Raw genomic sequence first — 15,754 nt, forward strand, 5'->3', positions numbered from 1 at the left:
TCCGGAGGCCAGCTGCGCGGTGCTGCCCGGATGGACTCGACGCGGGCCGTACGCCGACGGGCCGCGGGTGGTGGACGAAGCGCCCGCCACCCGCGGCCACTTCACCGGTCAGACACGCTCCCGCGCCGCCTTCTCGATGAGCGACGCGGTGGTCGCCGCCCGGGAGACGAACACCGCGTGGGAAGCGCCCTCCACCGCGCGCACGGTGCCGCGTGCGCGCCGGGCCATGAAGTGTTGGGCTGCGGCCGGGATGTTGCGGTCCGCCTCGGCGACCAGGAAGTAGCTGGGGATCGTCTGCCAGGCCTGCGGCCCCGTCGCGTCCTCGCTCAGCGCCGCTGCGGTGATGGGTCGTTGGGCGACGGCCATCAGATTCGCCTCGGTCCTCGGCACATCCGCGGCGAACTGCTGCGGGAAGAGTTTCGGGTCGACATACAGATCCTCGCCGCCGTCGGGCAGCGGCACCGAGCGCAGCGTCTCGCCGAGGCTACTGCCGGGGAACTGAGCGGCCAGCTCGTTGGCGCTCTCGCCGGCCGACGGCGCGAACGCGGCGACGTACACGAGGGCTTTGACGTCGGGGTCGCCGGCCGCGGCGCGGCTGGACACCATGCCCCCGTACGAGTGGCCGACCAGCACGATCGGGCCGTCGACGGAGTCGAGGAGCGCCGTGACCGCTGCCGCGTCGGAGGCGACACCCCGCAACGGGTTGGCGGCCGACACGACGGGATAGCCGTCGTGTCGGAGTCGACGCACCACGTCGTTCCAGCCGCTGGAGTCGGCGAAGGCGCCGTGGACGAGCACCACGGTCGGCTTCGGTCGGTTCCCACGGTCGGCCACCGCGGCGGCTCCGGTGCCGGCCACCAGGGTGGCGGCGGCAAGGGTTGCTGCGGCGACACGTCGGATGTTCCTGGATGTCATCGTGCTGCTCCTTCGAATGCTGGGGATCGGATACCGCCATGGAAGCGGGCCGCGGTGTCGAACCAGTGGTTGTCCGGCGGTGGCGTCGGTGAGGTGGCCGGCCCGGTCGGGTCAGGCCGCGCGGACGTGCTCGGGCCGCGGGCGCAGCCGCACCGCGGCGGCCCGCTGAGCCGGGTGTGCCACGTCATCGAGCAGGGGGAACTCGAACAGCCTTGCCCAGCCCAGCACGTGCAGCATGCGCCGAAGCTGCACGCTGGCGCCGCGTACCCGCATCCGTCGCCCGCCGCGGCGCAGCTGGATCGCCGCCCGGGCGAGCGCGCGCGACCCGAGCACGTCGATGAAGGTGAGCTGGTGCAGGTCGATGGTGACGTCGCCGGGTGCGGCGAGGACTGTCTCCAGCGCGACCTCCAGGTCCGGCACGGTGAACAGGTCCACCTCGCCGCGCAGGCACAGGCCCGGGGGGTTGTTCTGCGCGGTGACCTCCAACTGCCGTTCCGGCTCCGACGTCAGCATCATGGCCTGCTCATCTCCGATCACATCGAGTCGTGGGGTGCCCGGCCAGGTCGCCCGGATCGGGCCCCGAGGCCCGGCGGGCCTGTTCGCGAAGCGCGAAGCGACAGCCGCCGACGGGTTGCCACGCTAGGAGCGGCGGGTGCGGTCCCAGTGACGAAGAAGTGCGCGAACGCCGGCCCGGCGTACGCCATCGGGGGTGCGCCGTGGGTCGGGTCGCGGCGCACTCGTCTGCCACTGGCTCGGCACTGACCCTTCCTAGCGTTGCCGGCGACACAGAGACCACTCGGTGAGGAGGCGGGTCATGCCTGATGTGATGAAGCCCGACGGGGTGGCGCGGGGCCGTCCCGACGAGCGGCGTTTCGGGTTGCCGACAGCGACCGCACTGGTGGTCGGGTCGGTCATCGGCACCGGCGTGTTCGCGTTGCCGTCGGCGCTGGCCGGCTTCGGCCCGATCTCGTTGGTCGCGTTCGTCCTGGCGACGGTGGGCGCGGTCGCGCTGGCCCTGACGTTCGGCGCGTTGAACCGGCGGGTCCCCGGCTCCGGCGGACCGTACCTCTACGCCCGCGAGGGATTCGGGGAGTTCGCCGGCTTCGTCAACGCGTGGAGCTACTGGATCACCGCATGGGCCGGTAACGCGGCGATCGTGGTGGCCTGGGTCGGCTACGTGGAGGTCTTCTGGAACACCTCCCACGCCCGGGGCTGGTCACTGGCCATCGCGCTGGCCGGGTTGTGGGTGCCGGCGGCGATCAACCTGGCGGGGATCAGGAGCCTGGCGGTGGTCCAGGTGGTCACCACCGTGCTGAAGTTCATCCCGCTGCTGTTCATGGCCACGGTCGGGCTGCTGTTCGTCAAGTCCGCCAACTTCGGTGAGTTCCACGCCGGCGGCGGGCCCGCCTTCGGTGCGGTCAGTGCCGCGGCGGCCATCGCCCTGTTCGCCTACATCGGGATCGAGACGGCCTCGGTGGCCGCCGGGCGGGTGGTGAACCCGGCCCGCAACGTCGGCCGGGCCACCGTCGCGGGCACCGTCGCCTGCGCCGTGGTGTACATCCTCGGCGCCGTCACCGTGTTCGGCACGGTCAGTCACGAGGCACTGGTGGCCTCGGCCGCGCCGTTCACCGACTCCGCCAACGCGATCTTCGGCGGTCGGTGGGCGGGGAACACGGTCGCCGCGGCGGCGATCGTGTCCGGGTTCGGGGCACTGGTCGGCTGGACGCTCATCGTCGGTGAGATGCCGCAGGCCGCCGCCCGGGACCGGCTGTTCCCGGCGCCGTTCGCCCGGGACAGCAGGCGTGGAGTGCCGGCGTACGGGATCGTCGCCGGCACGATCCTGGCGTCGGTGCTGACCGTGGTGAGCTACACCAGCTTCGCCGAGGTGTTCACCACGGTGGTGCTGCTCTCGGTGCTGACCGCCGTCGTCCCGTACCTGTTCTCGGCCGCCGCCCAGGTGTACTGGCTGCTCACCGAGGGCCGCCGGGCACGCTGCGGTCACCTGCTGCGCGACCTGCTCGTCGCCGCCACCGCCCTGCTGTTCAGCTTCTGGGCCGTCGCCGGCAGCGGATACCAGGCCGCCTACTACGGGCTGTTCTGCCTGCTGCTCGGCGTGCCCGTCTACATCTGGCTCAAGGTCGGGACCCGGGAGCACGGCGAGATCTCGCCGGCTGCCCAGACGCAAGGAGTACGGCGATGACAGGCACGACGACCGACCAGAAGTCGACCTTCGAGGTGGGTTCGGAGGTCGGAGCCCTGCGCGAGGTCATCGTGCACCGCCCCGGGCTCGAGATCGAACGGCTCACCCCGGGCAACGCCGGCGAGCTGCTCTTCGACGACGTGCTGTGGGCCAGCCGCGCCCGCAGCGAACACGACGCGTTCGTCGAGGCGCTGCGGCAACGCGACGTGACCGTCCACCTGTTCGGCGAACTGCTCGCTGAGGCACTGTCCACCCCCGACGGCAGGACGTTCGCCCTGGACCGGACGGTCACCGCCGATCACCTCGGCGCCGGCCTGGCCCGCGAGGTCCGCGCCCTGTTCGACGACGCCGACCCGGCCACCCTCGCCGAGTACCTCGTCGGCGGGGTGACCAAGGCCGACCTGTCGCCGTTGGCCCGGCCCAGCCTGACCTGGCAGGCGCTCGGCGTCGACGACTTCGTGCTCGCCCCGCTGCCCAACACGCTCTTCCAGCGCGACAACTCCGCCTGGATCGGCGCCGGCGTGACCGTCAACCCGATGGCCAGAGCGGCCCGCCGCCGCGAATCGATCAACACCCGAACCGTCTACCGGTACCACCCGCTGTTCCGCGAAGCGGAGTTCCCGGTCTACCACGGCGACGACGACGCCGACCACGGCTCGGCGACGCTCGAGGGCGGCGACATCCACGTCATCGCACCGGACGTCGTCCTCGTCGGCATGGGGGAGCGCAGCACACCGGCCGGCGTCGAGACGCTGGCCCGCCGGCTGTTCGCCACCGGGCAGGCCCGCCTCGTCGTCGCGGTGGAGCTACCCCGGACCCGCTCCGCGATGCACCTGGACACGGTGCTGACCATGGTGGACCGCGACACCTTCGTGCTCTACCCGTACGTCGACTGGGCCGAGGTGCGGTGCTGGCGGCTCACCCCGGGCAGCGACCCGGACGACCTCGACGTGGACGGCAGCCGTGGCGTGCCGGCCGCGCTGGCGCAGGCCCTCGACACCGGCTCGGTCAGGGTGCTCACGGCCGAGGCGGACCGGCTGACCGCCCAGCGGGAACAGTGGGACGACGCGAACAACTTCCTGGCCGTCGCGCCCGGTGTGGTCGTGGGCTACGACCGCAACGTGGTCACCAACACGATGCTGCGCCGCAACGGCGTCGACGTCATCACGCTCGCCGGCAGCGAACTCGGCCGCGGCCGCGGTGGCGCCCGCTGCATGAGCTGCCCGGTACGCCGCCAACCGCTCTGAGCAAGGGAGAAACTCATGACCTCACGAACCCGCCCGGGCTCCCTCCTGCAGGACCTGGACCTGGACCGGACCCGACGCCTCGACCTGCTGGCCCTGGCCACCGAGTTGAAGCGCGACCGGCAGCACGGGGACGAGATCCCGCGGCTGCGCGGACGCTCCATCGTGCTGGTGTTCGAGAAGAACTCCACCCGTACCCGATGCGCCTTCGAGGTGGCCGCCCACGAGCAGGGCGCCCACGTCACCTTCCTCGGCCCCGAGGGCTCCCACCTGGGCCGGGAGGAGTCCGTCGCGGACACCGCCCGGGTGCTCGGGCGGATGTACGACGGCCTCGCGTTCCGCGGCTACGCCCAGGACACGGTGGAGCTGTTCGCCGAGCGCTCCGGCGTGCCGGTCTGGAACGCCCTCACCGACGCCTGGCACCCCACCCAGAGCCTCGCCGACGTGCTCACCATGACCGAGCACCACGGCGGCGACCTCCAGGACATCGCCCTGTGCTTCACCGGTGACGGCCGCGGCAACATCGCTCGTTCGCTGCTGGTGACCGGCGCCCTGCTCGGCATGGACGTGCGTATCGCGGCCCCCGCCGGCCGGCAGCCGCCGCCCGACGTGGTGGCCGCGGCGCAGGCGGCGGCCCGGCCGAGCGGCGCGCGCATCCTGGTCACCGACGACCTGGACGTCGCGGTACGCGGCGCCGACTTCGTCTACACCGACGTGTGGGTCAGCATGGGCGAGCCCGACGACGCGTGGGAGGAGCGAGTGCCGTCGTTGCTGCCGTACCGCGTCACGGACGAGTTGCTGGACGCCACGAACCGGTCCGGCGTGCGGTTCATGCACTGCCTGCCCGCCATCCACAACCGCGGCACCGACCTCGGTGCCCGCCTGCACCGGCAGTTCGGCCTCGATGGCGCCGAGGTCACCGAAGAGGTGTTCGAGTCCAAGCGGTCGATCGTGTTCGACCAGGCGGAGAACCGGCTGCACGTGATCAAGGCGCTGCTCGTGCGGGCACTGGCGGACTGAGCCGTGCGTATCGTCATCGCCCTCGGCGGCAACGCCCTGCTCGAACGCGGCGAGGGACCGGACGCGGCGATTCAGCGACGACACGTGCGTCGCGCTGCGACGGCCCTCGCGCACCTGGCCACCGACCACCAGCTGATCGTGTGTCACGGCAACGGTCCCCAGGTCGGCCTGCTCGCTCAGGAGAGCGAGAACGACCCGGCGCTGAGCCAGCCGTACCCGTTGGACGTGCTCGGCGCCCAGACCCAGGGCATGATCGGCTACTGGCTGGTCCAGGAGCTGCACAACGCCGGCGCGCCGGCGGTCGCCGTGCTGAGCCGCACCGTCGTCGACGCGGACGACTCGGCCTTCGCCACGCCGACGAAGTTCATCGGGCCCGGCTACGACGAGCGGCGTGCGCGGGCCATCGCCGACCGACGTGGCTGGCGGATCGGCCGGGACGGCGAGCGGTGGCGGCGGGTGGTTGCCTCACCCGAGCCGCGCCGGATCGTCGAGATGGACACGCTGGCCGCCCTGGCCGAACGTGGCGGAGTCGTGGTCTGCGGCGGTGGGGGAGGCGCGCCGGTGGTCGAGTCCCGTGACGGCCGGTTGGACGGCGTCGAAGCGGTCGTCGACAAGGACCTCACCGCCGCGCTGCTCGCTCTGCGGCTGGGCGCGCAACGGCTGTTGGTGCTCACCGACGTGCCGGCCGTCATGCGTGACTACGGCACCCCCGTCGCCTCCCCGGTACGCACCGTCGACGTGGACACCCTCGCCGGTCTGCGCTTCCCCGCCGGATCCATGGCCCCCAAGGTCGACGCCTGTGTCCGGTTCGTGCGGGCCTCGGGCCACCCCGCGGCGATCGGGGCCCTCGACGACGCGCCCGCCGTACTCGCCGGCACCAGCGGCACCACGGTGGTCCCCGCCGCCGGGTCGACGGGTTCCACCCACCGGACGGCACGAAACGGAGGAGGCAACGGATGACCGAGCAGGCGGACGTCGTCGTCATCGGCCTGGGGCCGGGCGGCGAGGACGTGGCGGGCGCCCTGGCGGACGCCGGGCTCGATGTGGTGGGAATCGAGGCCGAGCTGGTCGGCGGTGAGTGCCCGTACTGGGCGTGCGTACCCAGCAAGATCATGATTCGGGCGGGGAACCTGGTGGCGGAGGCCCGTCGCTCCTTCCTCCTCGCCGGGCCGGGCGAGGTGACCCCGGCCTGGAGCCGGGTGGCGGGACGCATCCGCGACGAGGCCACCCACGGCTGGACCGACCAGCTGGCGACCGACCGTCTCGTGGCCAAGGGGGTACGCGTCGTCCGCGGCACCGGTCGTCTCACCGGCCCGCGTCGGGTGGCGGTCGGCGACCGGACGTTCGCGGCCCGTCGCGGTGTCGTGCTGGCCACGGGCAGTCGACCCAGGATCCCGCCCGTGGCGGGGCTCGCGGCGACGCCGTACTGGACCAACCGGGACGCGATGGCGACCCCGGAACTGCCGACGTCGATGCTGATCCTGGGCGGCGGCGCGATCGGCGTGGAGGTCGCCCAGGTCTTCGCCCGCTTCGGCTGCGCGACCACCGTGGTCGAAGGTGGTGAGCGGCTGCTGTCGCGCGAGGAACCGGAGGCCGGGGACCTGGCCGGGACGGCGCTGCGGGCCGACGGCGTCACGGTGCTCACCGACACCCGGATCGCGCGGGTCGACCATCACGCCGACGGTTTCACCGTGCGCCGCGAGGGTGCCGAGGCGCCGCTGCGCGCCGAGCGGCTGCTCGTCGCCACCGGACGGACGACCGACCTGGCCCCGCTGGGCGTCGACACGGTGGGCCTGGAGCCGACGGCCCACGCCGTGCCCACGGACGGACAGCTGCGGGCCGGAGCGGGGTTGTGGGCGATCGGCGACGTCACGGGGCGTGGGTCGTTCACCCACGTCTCGATGTACCAGGCCAAGATCGTGGTCCGGGACATCCTGGGCCGACCGGGACCCGAGGCCGACTACCGGGCGCTACCGCGGGTCACCTTCACCGACCCCGAGATCGCGGCGGTGGGCCTCACCGAGCGGCAGGCGCGTGCGCAGGGCCGCCATGTCCGTACCAGTCTGGTGCCGGTCGCCGCATCCACCCGCGGCTGGATCCACGGGCCGGGCACCGACGGATTCGTCAAACTGGTCGAGGACGCCGATCGGGGCGTCCTGGTCGGGGCGACCTCGACCGGCCCGGCGGGCGGTGAGGTGCTGTACGGCCTGAACGTGGCCGTGCAGACCGAGGTGCCGGTCGCCCGCCTGCGCCACATGATCTACACCTACCCGACGTTCCACCGGGTCGTGGAGACCGCGCTGGAGGCCCTCGGGTGACAGCGCCGCGGTGACCCCGTTCGGCACGCCGGCGGCCGGGCAGCACCCGCTGCCCGGCCGTCGACTGTCACCCCGTCAGGCGACGAACGAGGTCGGGCAGCGCCTGCGCGCCGGCGATCGCCCGTTCGGTGAGCGCGTCGTCGCCGCCGAGCCCGGCGACGGCCCGGCGGTGCAGGTCGACGTCGACGAGTTGGCGGCGCCCGAGTTGCTCGGCGTTCTCCGTGGTGACCGTGCGGCCCAGTGACTGGAGGGCGACGCTGGACCCGTCGCCCGCGCGGACGACCTCCAACAGGGCGGGGAGGTCGACGCCGAGTCGTCCGGCGACCTCGAACAACTCGGCGAGGTTCTGCTGGTTGGCCATCAGCAGCGCGTGGTCCAGCAGCCTTCCGAGCCGGCCGGCGCCGGGACCGCCGAGGTGGGCGACGGTCGTGGCGAATGATCGCAGGAGTGGACGTACGTAGTGGAACACGTCCGCGTCGCCGCCGACGGTGACGGTCAGCCGCCTCTCGTCCGCGGCGGCGTGTCCGCCGCTGACCGGCGCGTCGAGCACCTCGACCCGGTGGGCCGACGCGATCTCGCTCAGCTCGGCCGCGAACGCCGGTAGTCCGGTGCCGTGGTTGACGAGCACCGCGCCGGGCTCGAGGGACGCCAGCAGCCCTCCGGTCGTGGCGACCTCATGTACGTCGACATCGTCGCCGAGGCAGACCGCGACGATGTCACACACCGCGCCCAGATCGGCGACGGTGTCGTGGGCGGTGAAGGGTCGACCGGCGAGGGCGGTCAGCGACGCCTCCCGGCGGGCCCAGACGTGCAGCGGATAGCCGGCCTCGGCGACCGCGCGGGCCATCGGCGCGCCCTGGTCGCCGAGACCGATCCAACCGATCTCGGGTCGAAGGTCAAGCAAGGAACCTCTCCCTTCCGCAGCGGGCGATGGTCGCCCGGTCGGCGACCGTCGATCGCCTGTCGAACGGCGTGGTGATGCACATGGTGGTGTCCCGTCTGGTCGGTGGGGCCGGTGCCGCCGGGGACCGGCACGATCACCCTGCGCTCCCGCGGTGCCGGACCGGTGCCGGACGAGTGCCGTCCGGCCCGGCCATCCCGGCTGGCCCTCGATGCCGGCGACCGCGGAAGTGTTCGCGCACTTGAACAGCACTGGGTCGGCACTGCTCGTACCTAGCGTCGTCGTCGACAGCCCACGACGAACCTGGAGGATGTGTGATGGCTGACATCGTGCTCGAGCCGGCGGCTCAGGAGTTCGCGGAGGTGACGGCGAAGCCGCCCTACCTGTACGAGTTGACCCCGGTCGAGGCGCGGAAGGTGCTCGACGACGTGCAGGCCGACCCGGTCGACGCGCCCGCGGTGGACGACAGGTGGGTGACGGTGCCCGCGGCGGTGGGTGACGTTCGGGTCCGGATCGTTCGGCCGCAGGGCAGTACCGGCGTCCTGCCGGTGGTGCTGTACGTGCACGGCGGCGGCTGGGTGCTCGGCAACGCCGGCACGCACGACCGCCTGGTTCGGGAGATCTCCACCGGGGTCGGCGCGGCGGTGGTGTTCGTGGCGTACACCCCGTCGCCCGAGGCGCACTATCCGGTGGCCATCGAGCAGGTCTACGCGGCGGCGCGGTGGGTGACGGAGAGGGGCGCCGACGAGGGGCTCGACGCCGCCCGGATGGCGATCGCCGGTGACTCGGTCGGCGGCAACATGACCGCGGCGGTCACCATCCTGGCGAGGCGGCGCGGCGACGTGCGCTTCGTGCACCAGTCGATGTACTACCCGGTGACGGACGCGCGGCAGGACACCGAGTCGTACCGGCTGTTCGAGAACGGCCCGTTCCTGACGGCGAAGGGCATGGCCTGGTTCTGGGACAACTACGCCCCGGACCGGTCGGTCCGCTCGGAGATCACCGCGTCGCCGAACCTCGCGGCCCCGGAGGACCTGCGGGGGCTGCCACCGGCGTACCTCTGCGTGGACGAGGCCGACGTGCTGCGCGACGAGGGCGAGGCGTACGCGGCCAAGCTCCGCGCCGCCGGCGTGCCGATCACGACCGTCCGGTACGACGGCATCTGCCACGACTTCATGATGCTCAACCCGCTGAAGGACACCCACGCGGCGAGGGGCGCCACGGCGCAGGCGATCGCCGTCCTCCGGCGGGCGCTCGGCACCACGGACTGACCTGCCGTCCGGGGACCGGGGCGCCGTCCCGCTGCCCGGACGCCAGGACCACTCCGATCATCATGAGAGGTGGATCATGACGATTGACGACCGTCGGGCACGGGTTTCACCGGCACGCGCCGGCCGGCTGTCCGCGACGACGAAGCCGCCGGGCCTGGACGCCCTGCCTCGCCCGGTGGCGATGGTGGTGAGCGGCGGTGGCGTGCTCGGCGCGGCGCACGTGGGCGCCGGACATGCGCTGGAACGCTGCGGATTCCGCCCAGATCTGATCATCGGTACGTCGGTCGGAGCCCTCACCGGGGCGATCGTGGCCGCTCACCCCGGCCGGGCGACGCCCTGGCTGACCGAGGTGTGGACGTCACTGCGGCGCCGCGACGTCTTCCCGGTCGGTTACCTCCCCACGAGGGCCAGTGTCTTCGCGGATCGAGGGCTGCGCCGGCTGATCGCGCGGGCCGGGCTGCCGGCCCGGATCGACGAGCTGGCGGTGCCGTTCACGGCGGTCGCCACCGACCTCGACACGGGCGCCCAGGCGTTGCTCGACCGGGGTGACCTCCCGTCCGCGCTGCTGGCCAGCGCGGCCATCCCGGGCTTCCTGCCACCGGTGACGCGGCAGGGCCGCACGCTTGTCGACGGCGGGGTCGTCGCCTACGTCCCGGTGCGGGCGGCCTGGCAGGCCGGGGCGGCCAGCGTGGTGGTCCTGGCGACCGGGGCGGAAACCCAGCCGGTGCGGCCGGCCGTGCCGCGTCGACGGGCCGGAACGATCGCGACCCGGGCCGCGCTGTTGTCGCTGCGTCACCAGATCGAGCGCGACCTGCAGGAGGTCGCCGGGCGCATCCCGACCGTTGTCCTGCCGACCGGTGTGGAGACATGGCCCGCCCCGTGGGACTTCGGCCAGTCGCAGCGACTCATCAGCACCGCCGAACGAGCGGCGGAGTGCTTCATCGAACGGCTGCGCATCGGCGGACCCGGCCTGTACCGGGAGGACTCACCCGCACGCTCGTCGATCGAAGGGGACGGGAAGCCGGTGCTCTCCGCTGCGGGGGCCGGCCGATGAGCACGGTCGCGTCTCTCACCACCGCCCTGCACGGCCGGGTCCACTGCGGTGTCGGCCAGTGGTCACCCGGTGCCGGTGAGCTGTCTGCGGTACGCGCCCGGCGAGTGGCCCGTGGCCCGCTTGAACGCGACACTCAATGCGCTCTCCGAGCCGTAGCCGACAGCGCGGGCGATCACGGCGAGGGTGTCGTCGCCGCGGCGAAGCCGGTCCGCGGCGAGCTCGATCCGCCACTCGGTGAGGTATTCCAGCGGGCCCTTGCCGACGATCTCCCTGAACCGGGACGCGAGCGTCGACCGGGAAAGCCCGACCGCCCCGGCCAGTTCCGCCACCGTCCACGCGTGGGCCGGCCGGGCGTGCATCGCCCGCAGCACGCCGGCGACCGCCGGATCGGCCAGGCCGGCCAGCCAGCCGGCGGGACGCTCCGGGCCACGGGCGAGGTGCAGGCGCAGGATCCGGACCAGCATGACGACGGCGAGGCGCTCGGCCACGAGGGCGGCCCCCAGTTGCCCCTCCCGCAGCTCGGTGTCGAGCTCGTCGAGCGCCCACCGCACGGTCGCCGCCTCCGGTGCGGCGGCCGGCACGTGGATGAGCGGCGGCAGGCTGTCCAGCAGCAGGGTGTGGGCCCGTTCGGTAAAGGAGAACGCGGCCCCGATCAGGAAGGCATCGGGGCCATCGCCGTCACCCACGCGGGCCACGCCGTCGCCGGCCGCCGCGAAGATCGGGTACGCCGGCTCGGCCGGCAGGTCCGGGTCGCTGGCCAGCGTGAACGCCACGGGGCGGGTCAGCAGGTAGCAGTCGCCCTCACCGAGGTGGACCGGATCCGGCCGATTGTCCACGCGCAACCAGCAGGTGCCGCGTCGAACGGCGTTGAACTTGGCCCCGGCCGGCGGCGGGAACCGGACCGCCCAGCGGCCGCCGGCGGCCAGCCCCGCCGACACCTGGCTCGTCGCCCCGAGCAGTGCCAGCACGTCTTCCAGCGGGTCCACCGCACCTCCTTCGGACGCCCGCGAAACAGTGGCGGACGCTGAGCCATGGGCGGGTCGTCCGTGCCGGTCGTAGCGTTGCCATCATGACAGCAGTCGCACGCCTGACCACGCCTTTCACTGCCCGGACGACCGCCACCGAGATCCTCCACGGCGTCGACCTCACCGGACGCCGCATGATCGTCACTGGCGGCGCCTCGGGCATCGGTGCGGAGACCGTGCGTGCCCTGGCCGGTGCGGGCGCCGAGGTGACCGTCGCCACGCGCGACCCCGGTCGCGCCGTCGCGCTGACCGAGGAGTTCGCCGGATCCGGTCCGGGCAGCGTTCGGGCGGTCGCCCTCGACCTGGCCGACCTGGCGTCGGTCGACGCCTTCGTCGCGGCGTGGGCGGGCCCGCTGCACGCCCTGGTCGCCAACGCCGGCGTCATGGCGGTCCCGACCCGGCAGGTCACCCCGCAGGGTTGGGAGCTTCAACTGGCCACGAACTATCTCGGCCACTTCGCCCTCGTCCGGGGCCTGCGCGACCACCTGCGCGCCGGGTCCGGGCGGGTGGTGGTGGTCAGTTCGGGCGCGCAACTGCGTCGAGCCGTGGACTTCGACGACCCGCAGTTCGACCGGCGACCGTACGACCCGTGGGAGGCGTACTTCCAGTCCAAGACCGCCGACGTCCTGCTCGTGGTCGGGATCGCCAGGCACTGGGCCGCGGACGGGATCACCGCCAACGCCGCCAACCCCGGCTACGTCATGACCAACCTGCAGCGGCACCTCGACGAGGACACGTTGCGCGCGTTCGGGGTGACGGTCGACGAGGAGGGCGACCGGACGGTACCGGACTACTACAAGACCCCGGCCCAGGGCGCGGCGACCTCCGTGCTGCTGGCCGCTTCCCCGATGCTGGCCGGCGTCACCGGCCGCTACTTCGAGGACAACCAGGAGGCGGCGGTCGTACCGGGCGGTCCGGACGCCACGTCGGGGGTGGCCGAGCACGCCGTCGACCCGGCTGCCGCCGACCGGCTCTGGGCGTACGCCGAGCAGGTCATCACGTCCCGGTAGCGCCTCGATGCTCAGTCACCCACCTGGTCGTTGCCGGTGAGGACGGCGGCCAGCTGTCCCCGGTTGGTCACCCCCAGGCGCGGGTAGATGCGGTACAGGTGCGAGCTGACCGTCCGGTGCGAGATGAACAGGCGCTCCCCGATCTCCCGGTTGCTCAGGCCCTGCGACGCGAGCAACGCGATCTGCATCTCCTGGCTGGACAGTCGCTCACCGATGTTGACGTACCGTCGTCCGGTGTTCTCGCCGACCGCCCGTAGTTGGCTGCGGGCGGCTTCGGCCCACGACCTGGCGCCCAGTCGATCGAACTCGTCCCGCGCGGTCCGGAGCGGGGCACGGGCGTCGAGATAGCGTCGTTGCTGGCGCAGCCAGCGTCCGTGATGCAGGTGCAGACGGGCGCGGATCAGCAGGCAGCCCTCCGGCAGTGCGGTCAGCGACCGGCGGTAGAGCCGCTCCGCGTCGTGGTCCGGGGCCAGCACGGCGTCGCGGTAGGCCTCCGCCATCCGCATCATCTCCGACGGCAGCCGGGCGGCCCGGTCCGCCAGGTCGGCCAGCAACCCGCGTGCCTGGTCGACGGTTCCGGCGGCCACCGCGGCGTCGGCCAGGTCCGGCACCACCAGCCAACAGCTCACGGAGTGGTGGTGCGGGTCGTCCGGATCGAATATCCGCGCGAAGACGTCGTACGCTTCACCGGCCCGTCCGTCGAAGAGCGCGAGCAGTCCGTTGACCTGCTGGGCTATCGCGGCGGCGAAGGGCATGCCGAGGAACAGGCTGCTGGCGCGCAGGTCTTCGATCATCCGGGTCGCCGACGCGATCTCCCCACGCGTCACGGCCACCAGCGCGGCCGTGGCCGTGAGGCCCAGCCACGCGATCGACTCGCCGGCCTCCCGGGCGAGGAGCCGCCCTTCCTCGGACTCGGTGCGGGCCTGCTCGAGCCTGCCCAGGTAGAAGCGGGGCCAGCTGCCGGCCAGGGCCCGCACCAGCAGGCCGAGCCGTCCCTGCTCCCGCCAGATGGCGGCCGTCCGGGCCAGGAACCGCGACGCGTGCGTGAAGTCGCCGACGACCATGGCTCCGCTACCCAGGAAGTGCAGGAGGTAGCCGTCCTTGCGGTCCAGGTCGGCCCGATGCAGCCGCGGAAGGACATCCGCCCCGTACCGGTAGGGCTCGGTGTACAACCGGACCGCCAGCGAGTGCGGGCCGTCCGGGTCGGGATTCCACCGCTGCAGCTCGGCCGCTGTCTCGGCGCGCGTCGCCGCGTCGCCGTCCTGGAAGAAGCACCGCGCGGCCGCCCGCCACAACAGGTCCTCGGCGACGTGCCGGTCACCGACGTCCATCGCGGCCGAGGCCACGAGGACCATGTCGTGGATCCGTCTCTGGGGTTCGTCAGGTTCGAAAGCCGCGTTGTCGGACACGAGCATCAGACGACCGCGTTCCACCGGGCCGAGGGTGTTCAGATCGGCCTGCGCCAGCAACGCCCGGGTGTCGGCGCGGTCGCTGAGTTGACTGGACAGCTCAGCCGCCCTGATCAGAATTCTGGTCTGGCGGTGCGGGTCACGTACCAACCGGGCGGCCAGGCGCAGAGCCGGGACACCCGCGGCGATCTTGCCCTGTGCCTGTGCCGCGTCGGCGAAGCGTTCGAGCCGGGCGGCCAGCTCCTCGTCCGGGCCGATCGCGGCCTCAGCCAGGTGGATGAGCTGCCGTTCCGGGTCGTCCGCCAACACCGAGGCCAGGCAGCGGTGGGCTGCCAGCCGGTCGGTGATCGTGGCCCGCCGGTAGATGGCGGAGCGCATGAGCGGATGCCGGAACTCGGGGTGCCCGTCGATCAGGGCGACCAGACCCGCGTCGGTGGATTCCTGGAGCGTGTCCAGGGTGACCGCCGAGCCGGTGAGCTGGCTCGCCGCCGCGAGCAGCCGGCTCAGCGGCGCCGTCGGCTCCGCGGCCAGGATCAACAGCAGCATTCGGCAGGCAGCACTCATCGAATCGGTCCGGATCGCGAAGGCGACCTCGAGCCGCCGGGTCAGCGGCAGGTGCTCCGTCTCCTCCGGCGTGCCCTGCACCGACTTGGGCAGCTCGACCAGCGCCAACGGGTTGCCCTTGGCCTGGGTCAGGAGGAGAGCCCGCGCCTGCGGCGGCAGCTCCGGTGCGGCGGCATCGAGCAGCGCGGCGGCGGCTGCCTCGTCGAGCGGCCCCAGGTCCAGGTCGGCCTGGTCGTCCCAGCGGAACGGGTCGACGTGGTCGCTGCGGGCCGCGCCGACGAGCAGGATGGCATGATCGTCGGTGCGGCGCGCGACGAAGGTGAGCACGTCCCGACTCGGTGTGTCGACCCACTGAAGGTCGTCGATCAGCAGCAGGATGGGCCGCCGATGGGCGCCGTCGGCGAGCAGCTCGAGCGTGGCGAGGGCGACCTGGTGGACCTCCGGCTGAGTCTGCTCGGCGCCGAACGCTTGACGGATCGCCCGCCGATGGCCGGGCGGCAGCCTCTCGACGTTCCGGTCCAGTGGCCGCAGCAGCAGGTGCAACGCGGCGTACGGGAACCATCGCTCGGTCTCCACCCCGGACGCGGAGAGGACCGTCAGACCGCGTCCGGCAGCCTCGGCGTGCACGGTGCGCAGGAGGGCGGACTTGCCCACCCCGGCGCTGCCCCGGACGAGCAGTGCGCCGCCCTCGCCCGCTTCGGCTCGACCGACGAGGCGGCGCATCAGCTGCAACTCCGCGTCCCGGCCGATGATCAGGGGGGCGTCACGAGCCGGATCCTGCACGGCGATCGCGTTCATGGTTGCCACTCTGACAAGCCGGGAG

At 72.8% G+C, this 15,754-nt stretch carries 13 protein-coding genes; 8 read left to right on the plus strand and 5 right to left on the minus strand.

Going from position 1 to position 15,754, the window contains the following annotated elements; all coding sequences use genetic code 11:
• Positions 1 to 108: 108 nt before the first annotated feature.
• On the minus strand, positions 109 to 915 hold the full coding sequence (locus tag GA0070213_RS27140) for an alpha/beta fold hydrolase (RefSeq protein WP_091070798.1): 807 nt from the start codon (positions 913 to 915) through the stop codon (positions 109 to 111).
• Positions 916 to 1,026: 111 nt separating this feature from the next.
• On the minus strand, positions 1,027 to 1,431 hold the full coding sequence (locus tag GA0070213_RS27145; protein WP_091070800.1) for an STAS domain-containing protein: 405 nt from the start codon (positions 1,429 to 1,431) through the stop codon (positions 1,027 to 1,029).
• A gap of 298 nt (positions 1,432 to 1,729) precedes the next feature.
• On the opposite strand from GA0070213_RS27145, the gene GA0070213_RS27150 reads away from it, so the two are divergent.
• The 5 genes from GA0070213_RS27150 to GA0070213_RS27170 are packed head-to-tail and all read left to right on the plus strand — an operon-like array spanning position 1,730 to position 7,697.
• Positions 1,730 to 3,115, plus strand: a complete 1,386-nt coding sequence (locus tag GA0070213_RS27150) for an amino acid permease (protein WP_217628666.1) — start codon at positions 1,730 to 1,732, stop codon at positions 3,113 to 3,115.
• Positions 3,112 to 4,362: an arginine deiminase gene (locus GA0070213_RS27155; protein WP_091070805.1), complete on the plus strand. Its 1,251-nt coding sequence runs from the start codon at positions 3,112 to 3,114 to the stop codon at positions 4,360 to 4,362. Before GA0070213_RS27150 ends, GA0070213_RS27155 begins: the two co-directional genes overlap by 4 nt.
• 15 nt (positions 4,363 to 4,377) lie before the next feature.
• Complete coding sequence (gene argF / locus GA0070213_RS27160; RefSeq protein WP_091070808.1) at positions 4,378 to 5,379, plus strand: ornithine carbamoyltransferase; 1,002 nt, start codon at positions 4,378 to 4,380, stop codon at positions 5,377 to 5,379.
• Between the two features lie 3 nt (positions 5,380 to 5,382).
• A complete protein-coding gene (locus GA0070213_RS27165) occupies positions 5,383 to 6,339 on the plus strand; it encodes a carbamate kinase (protein WP_091070810.1) in 957 nt (318 codons plus the stop codon).
• Entirely contained in the window at positions 6,336 to 7,697 is a 1,362-nt protein-coding gene (locus GA0070213_RS27170; protein WP_091070813.1) for a dihydrolipoyl dehydrogenase family protein, read from the plus strand. Before GA0070213_RS27165 ends, GA0070213_RS27170 begins: the two co-directional genes overlap by 4 nt.
• Before the next feature lie 67 nt (positions 7,698 to 7,764).
• Here GA0070213_RS27170 and GA0070213_RS27175 read toward each other — a convergent pair whose 3' ends face one another.
• The gene (locus GA0070213_RS27175; protein WP_139128731.1) at positions 7,765 to 8,601 is read right to left on the minus strand and encodes an NAD(P)-dependent oxidoreductase; all 837 of its coding nucleotides are present in this window, start codon (positions 8,599 to 8,601) and stop codon (positions 7,765 to 7,767) included.
• Positions 8,602 to 8,915: 314 nt separating this feature from the next.
• Here GA0070213_RS27175 and GA0070213_RS27180 point away from each other — a divergent pair, with 314 nt between their 5' ends.
• A complete protein-coding gene (locus GA0070213_RS27180; protein ID WP_091070818.1) occupies positions 8,916 to 9,869 on the plus strand; it encodes an alpha/beta hydrolase in 954 nt (317 codons plus the stop codon).
• Between the two features lie 76 nt (positions 9,870 to 9,945).
• The gene (locus GA0070213_RS27185; RefSeq protein ID WP_091070819.1) at positions 9,946 to 10,923 is read left to right on the plus strand and encodes a patatin-like phospholipase family protein; all 978 of its coding nucleotides are present in this window, start codon (positions 9,946 to 9,948) and stop codon (positions 10,921 to 10,923) included.
• A 62-nt stretch (positions 10,924 to 10,985) separates the two neighbouring features.
• Here GA0070213_RS27185 and GA0070213_RS27190 read toward each other — a convergent pair whose 3' ends face one another.
• Positions 10,986 to 11,909 (minus strand): AraC family transcriptional regulator, encoded by a 924-nt coding sequence (locus GA0070213_RS27190; RefSeq protein WP_091070820.1) that lies wholly within the window; start codon positions 11,907 to 11,909, stop codon positions 10,986 to 10,988.
• A gap of 83 nt (positions 11,910 to 11,992) precedes the next feature.
• On the opposite strand from GA0070213_RS27190, the gene GA0070213_RS27195 reads away from it, so the two are divergent.
• Positions 11,993 to 12,958, plus strand: a complete 966-nt coding sequence (locus GA0070213_RS27195) for an SDR family NAD(P)-dependent oxidoreductase (RefSeq protein WP_091070822.1) — start codon at positions 11,993 to 11,995, stop codon at positions 12,956 to 12,958.
• An 11-nt stretch (positions 12,959 to 12,969) separates the two neighbouring features.
• Here the strand turns inward: GA0070213_RS27195 and GA0070213_RS27200 are convergent, their stop codons facing one another.
• The gene (locus GA0070213_RS27200; RefSeq protein WP_217628667.1) at positions 12,970 to 15,729 is read right to left on the minus strand and encodes an ATP-binding protein; all 2,760 of its coding nucleotides are present in this window, start codon (positions 15,727 to 15,729) and stop codon (positions 12,970 to 12,972) included.
• Between the last annotated feature and the right edge of the window lie 25 nt (positions 15,730 to 15,754).

Origin of the sequence: Micromonospora humi (assembly GCF_900090105.1) — a bacterium.
Taxonomy (GTDB): Bacteria; Actinomycetota; Actinomycetes; order Mycobacteriales; family Micromonosporaceae; genus Micromonospora; species Micromonospora humi.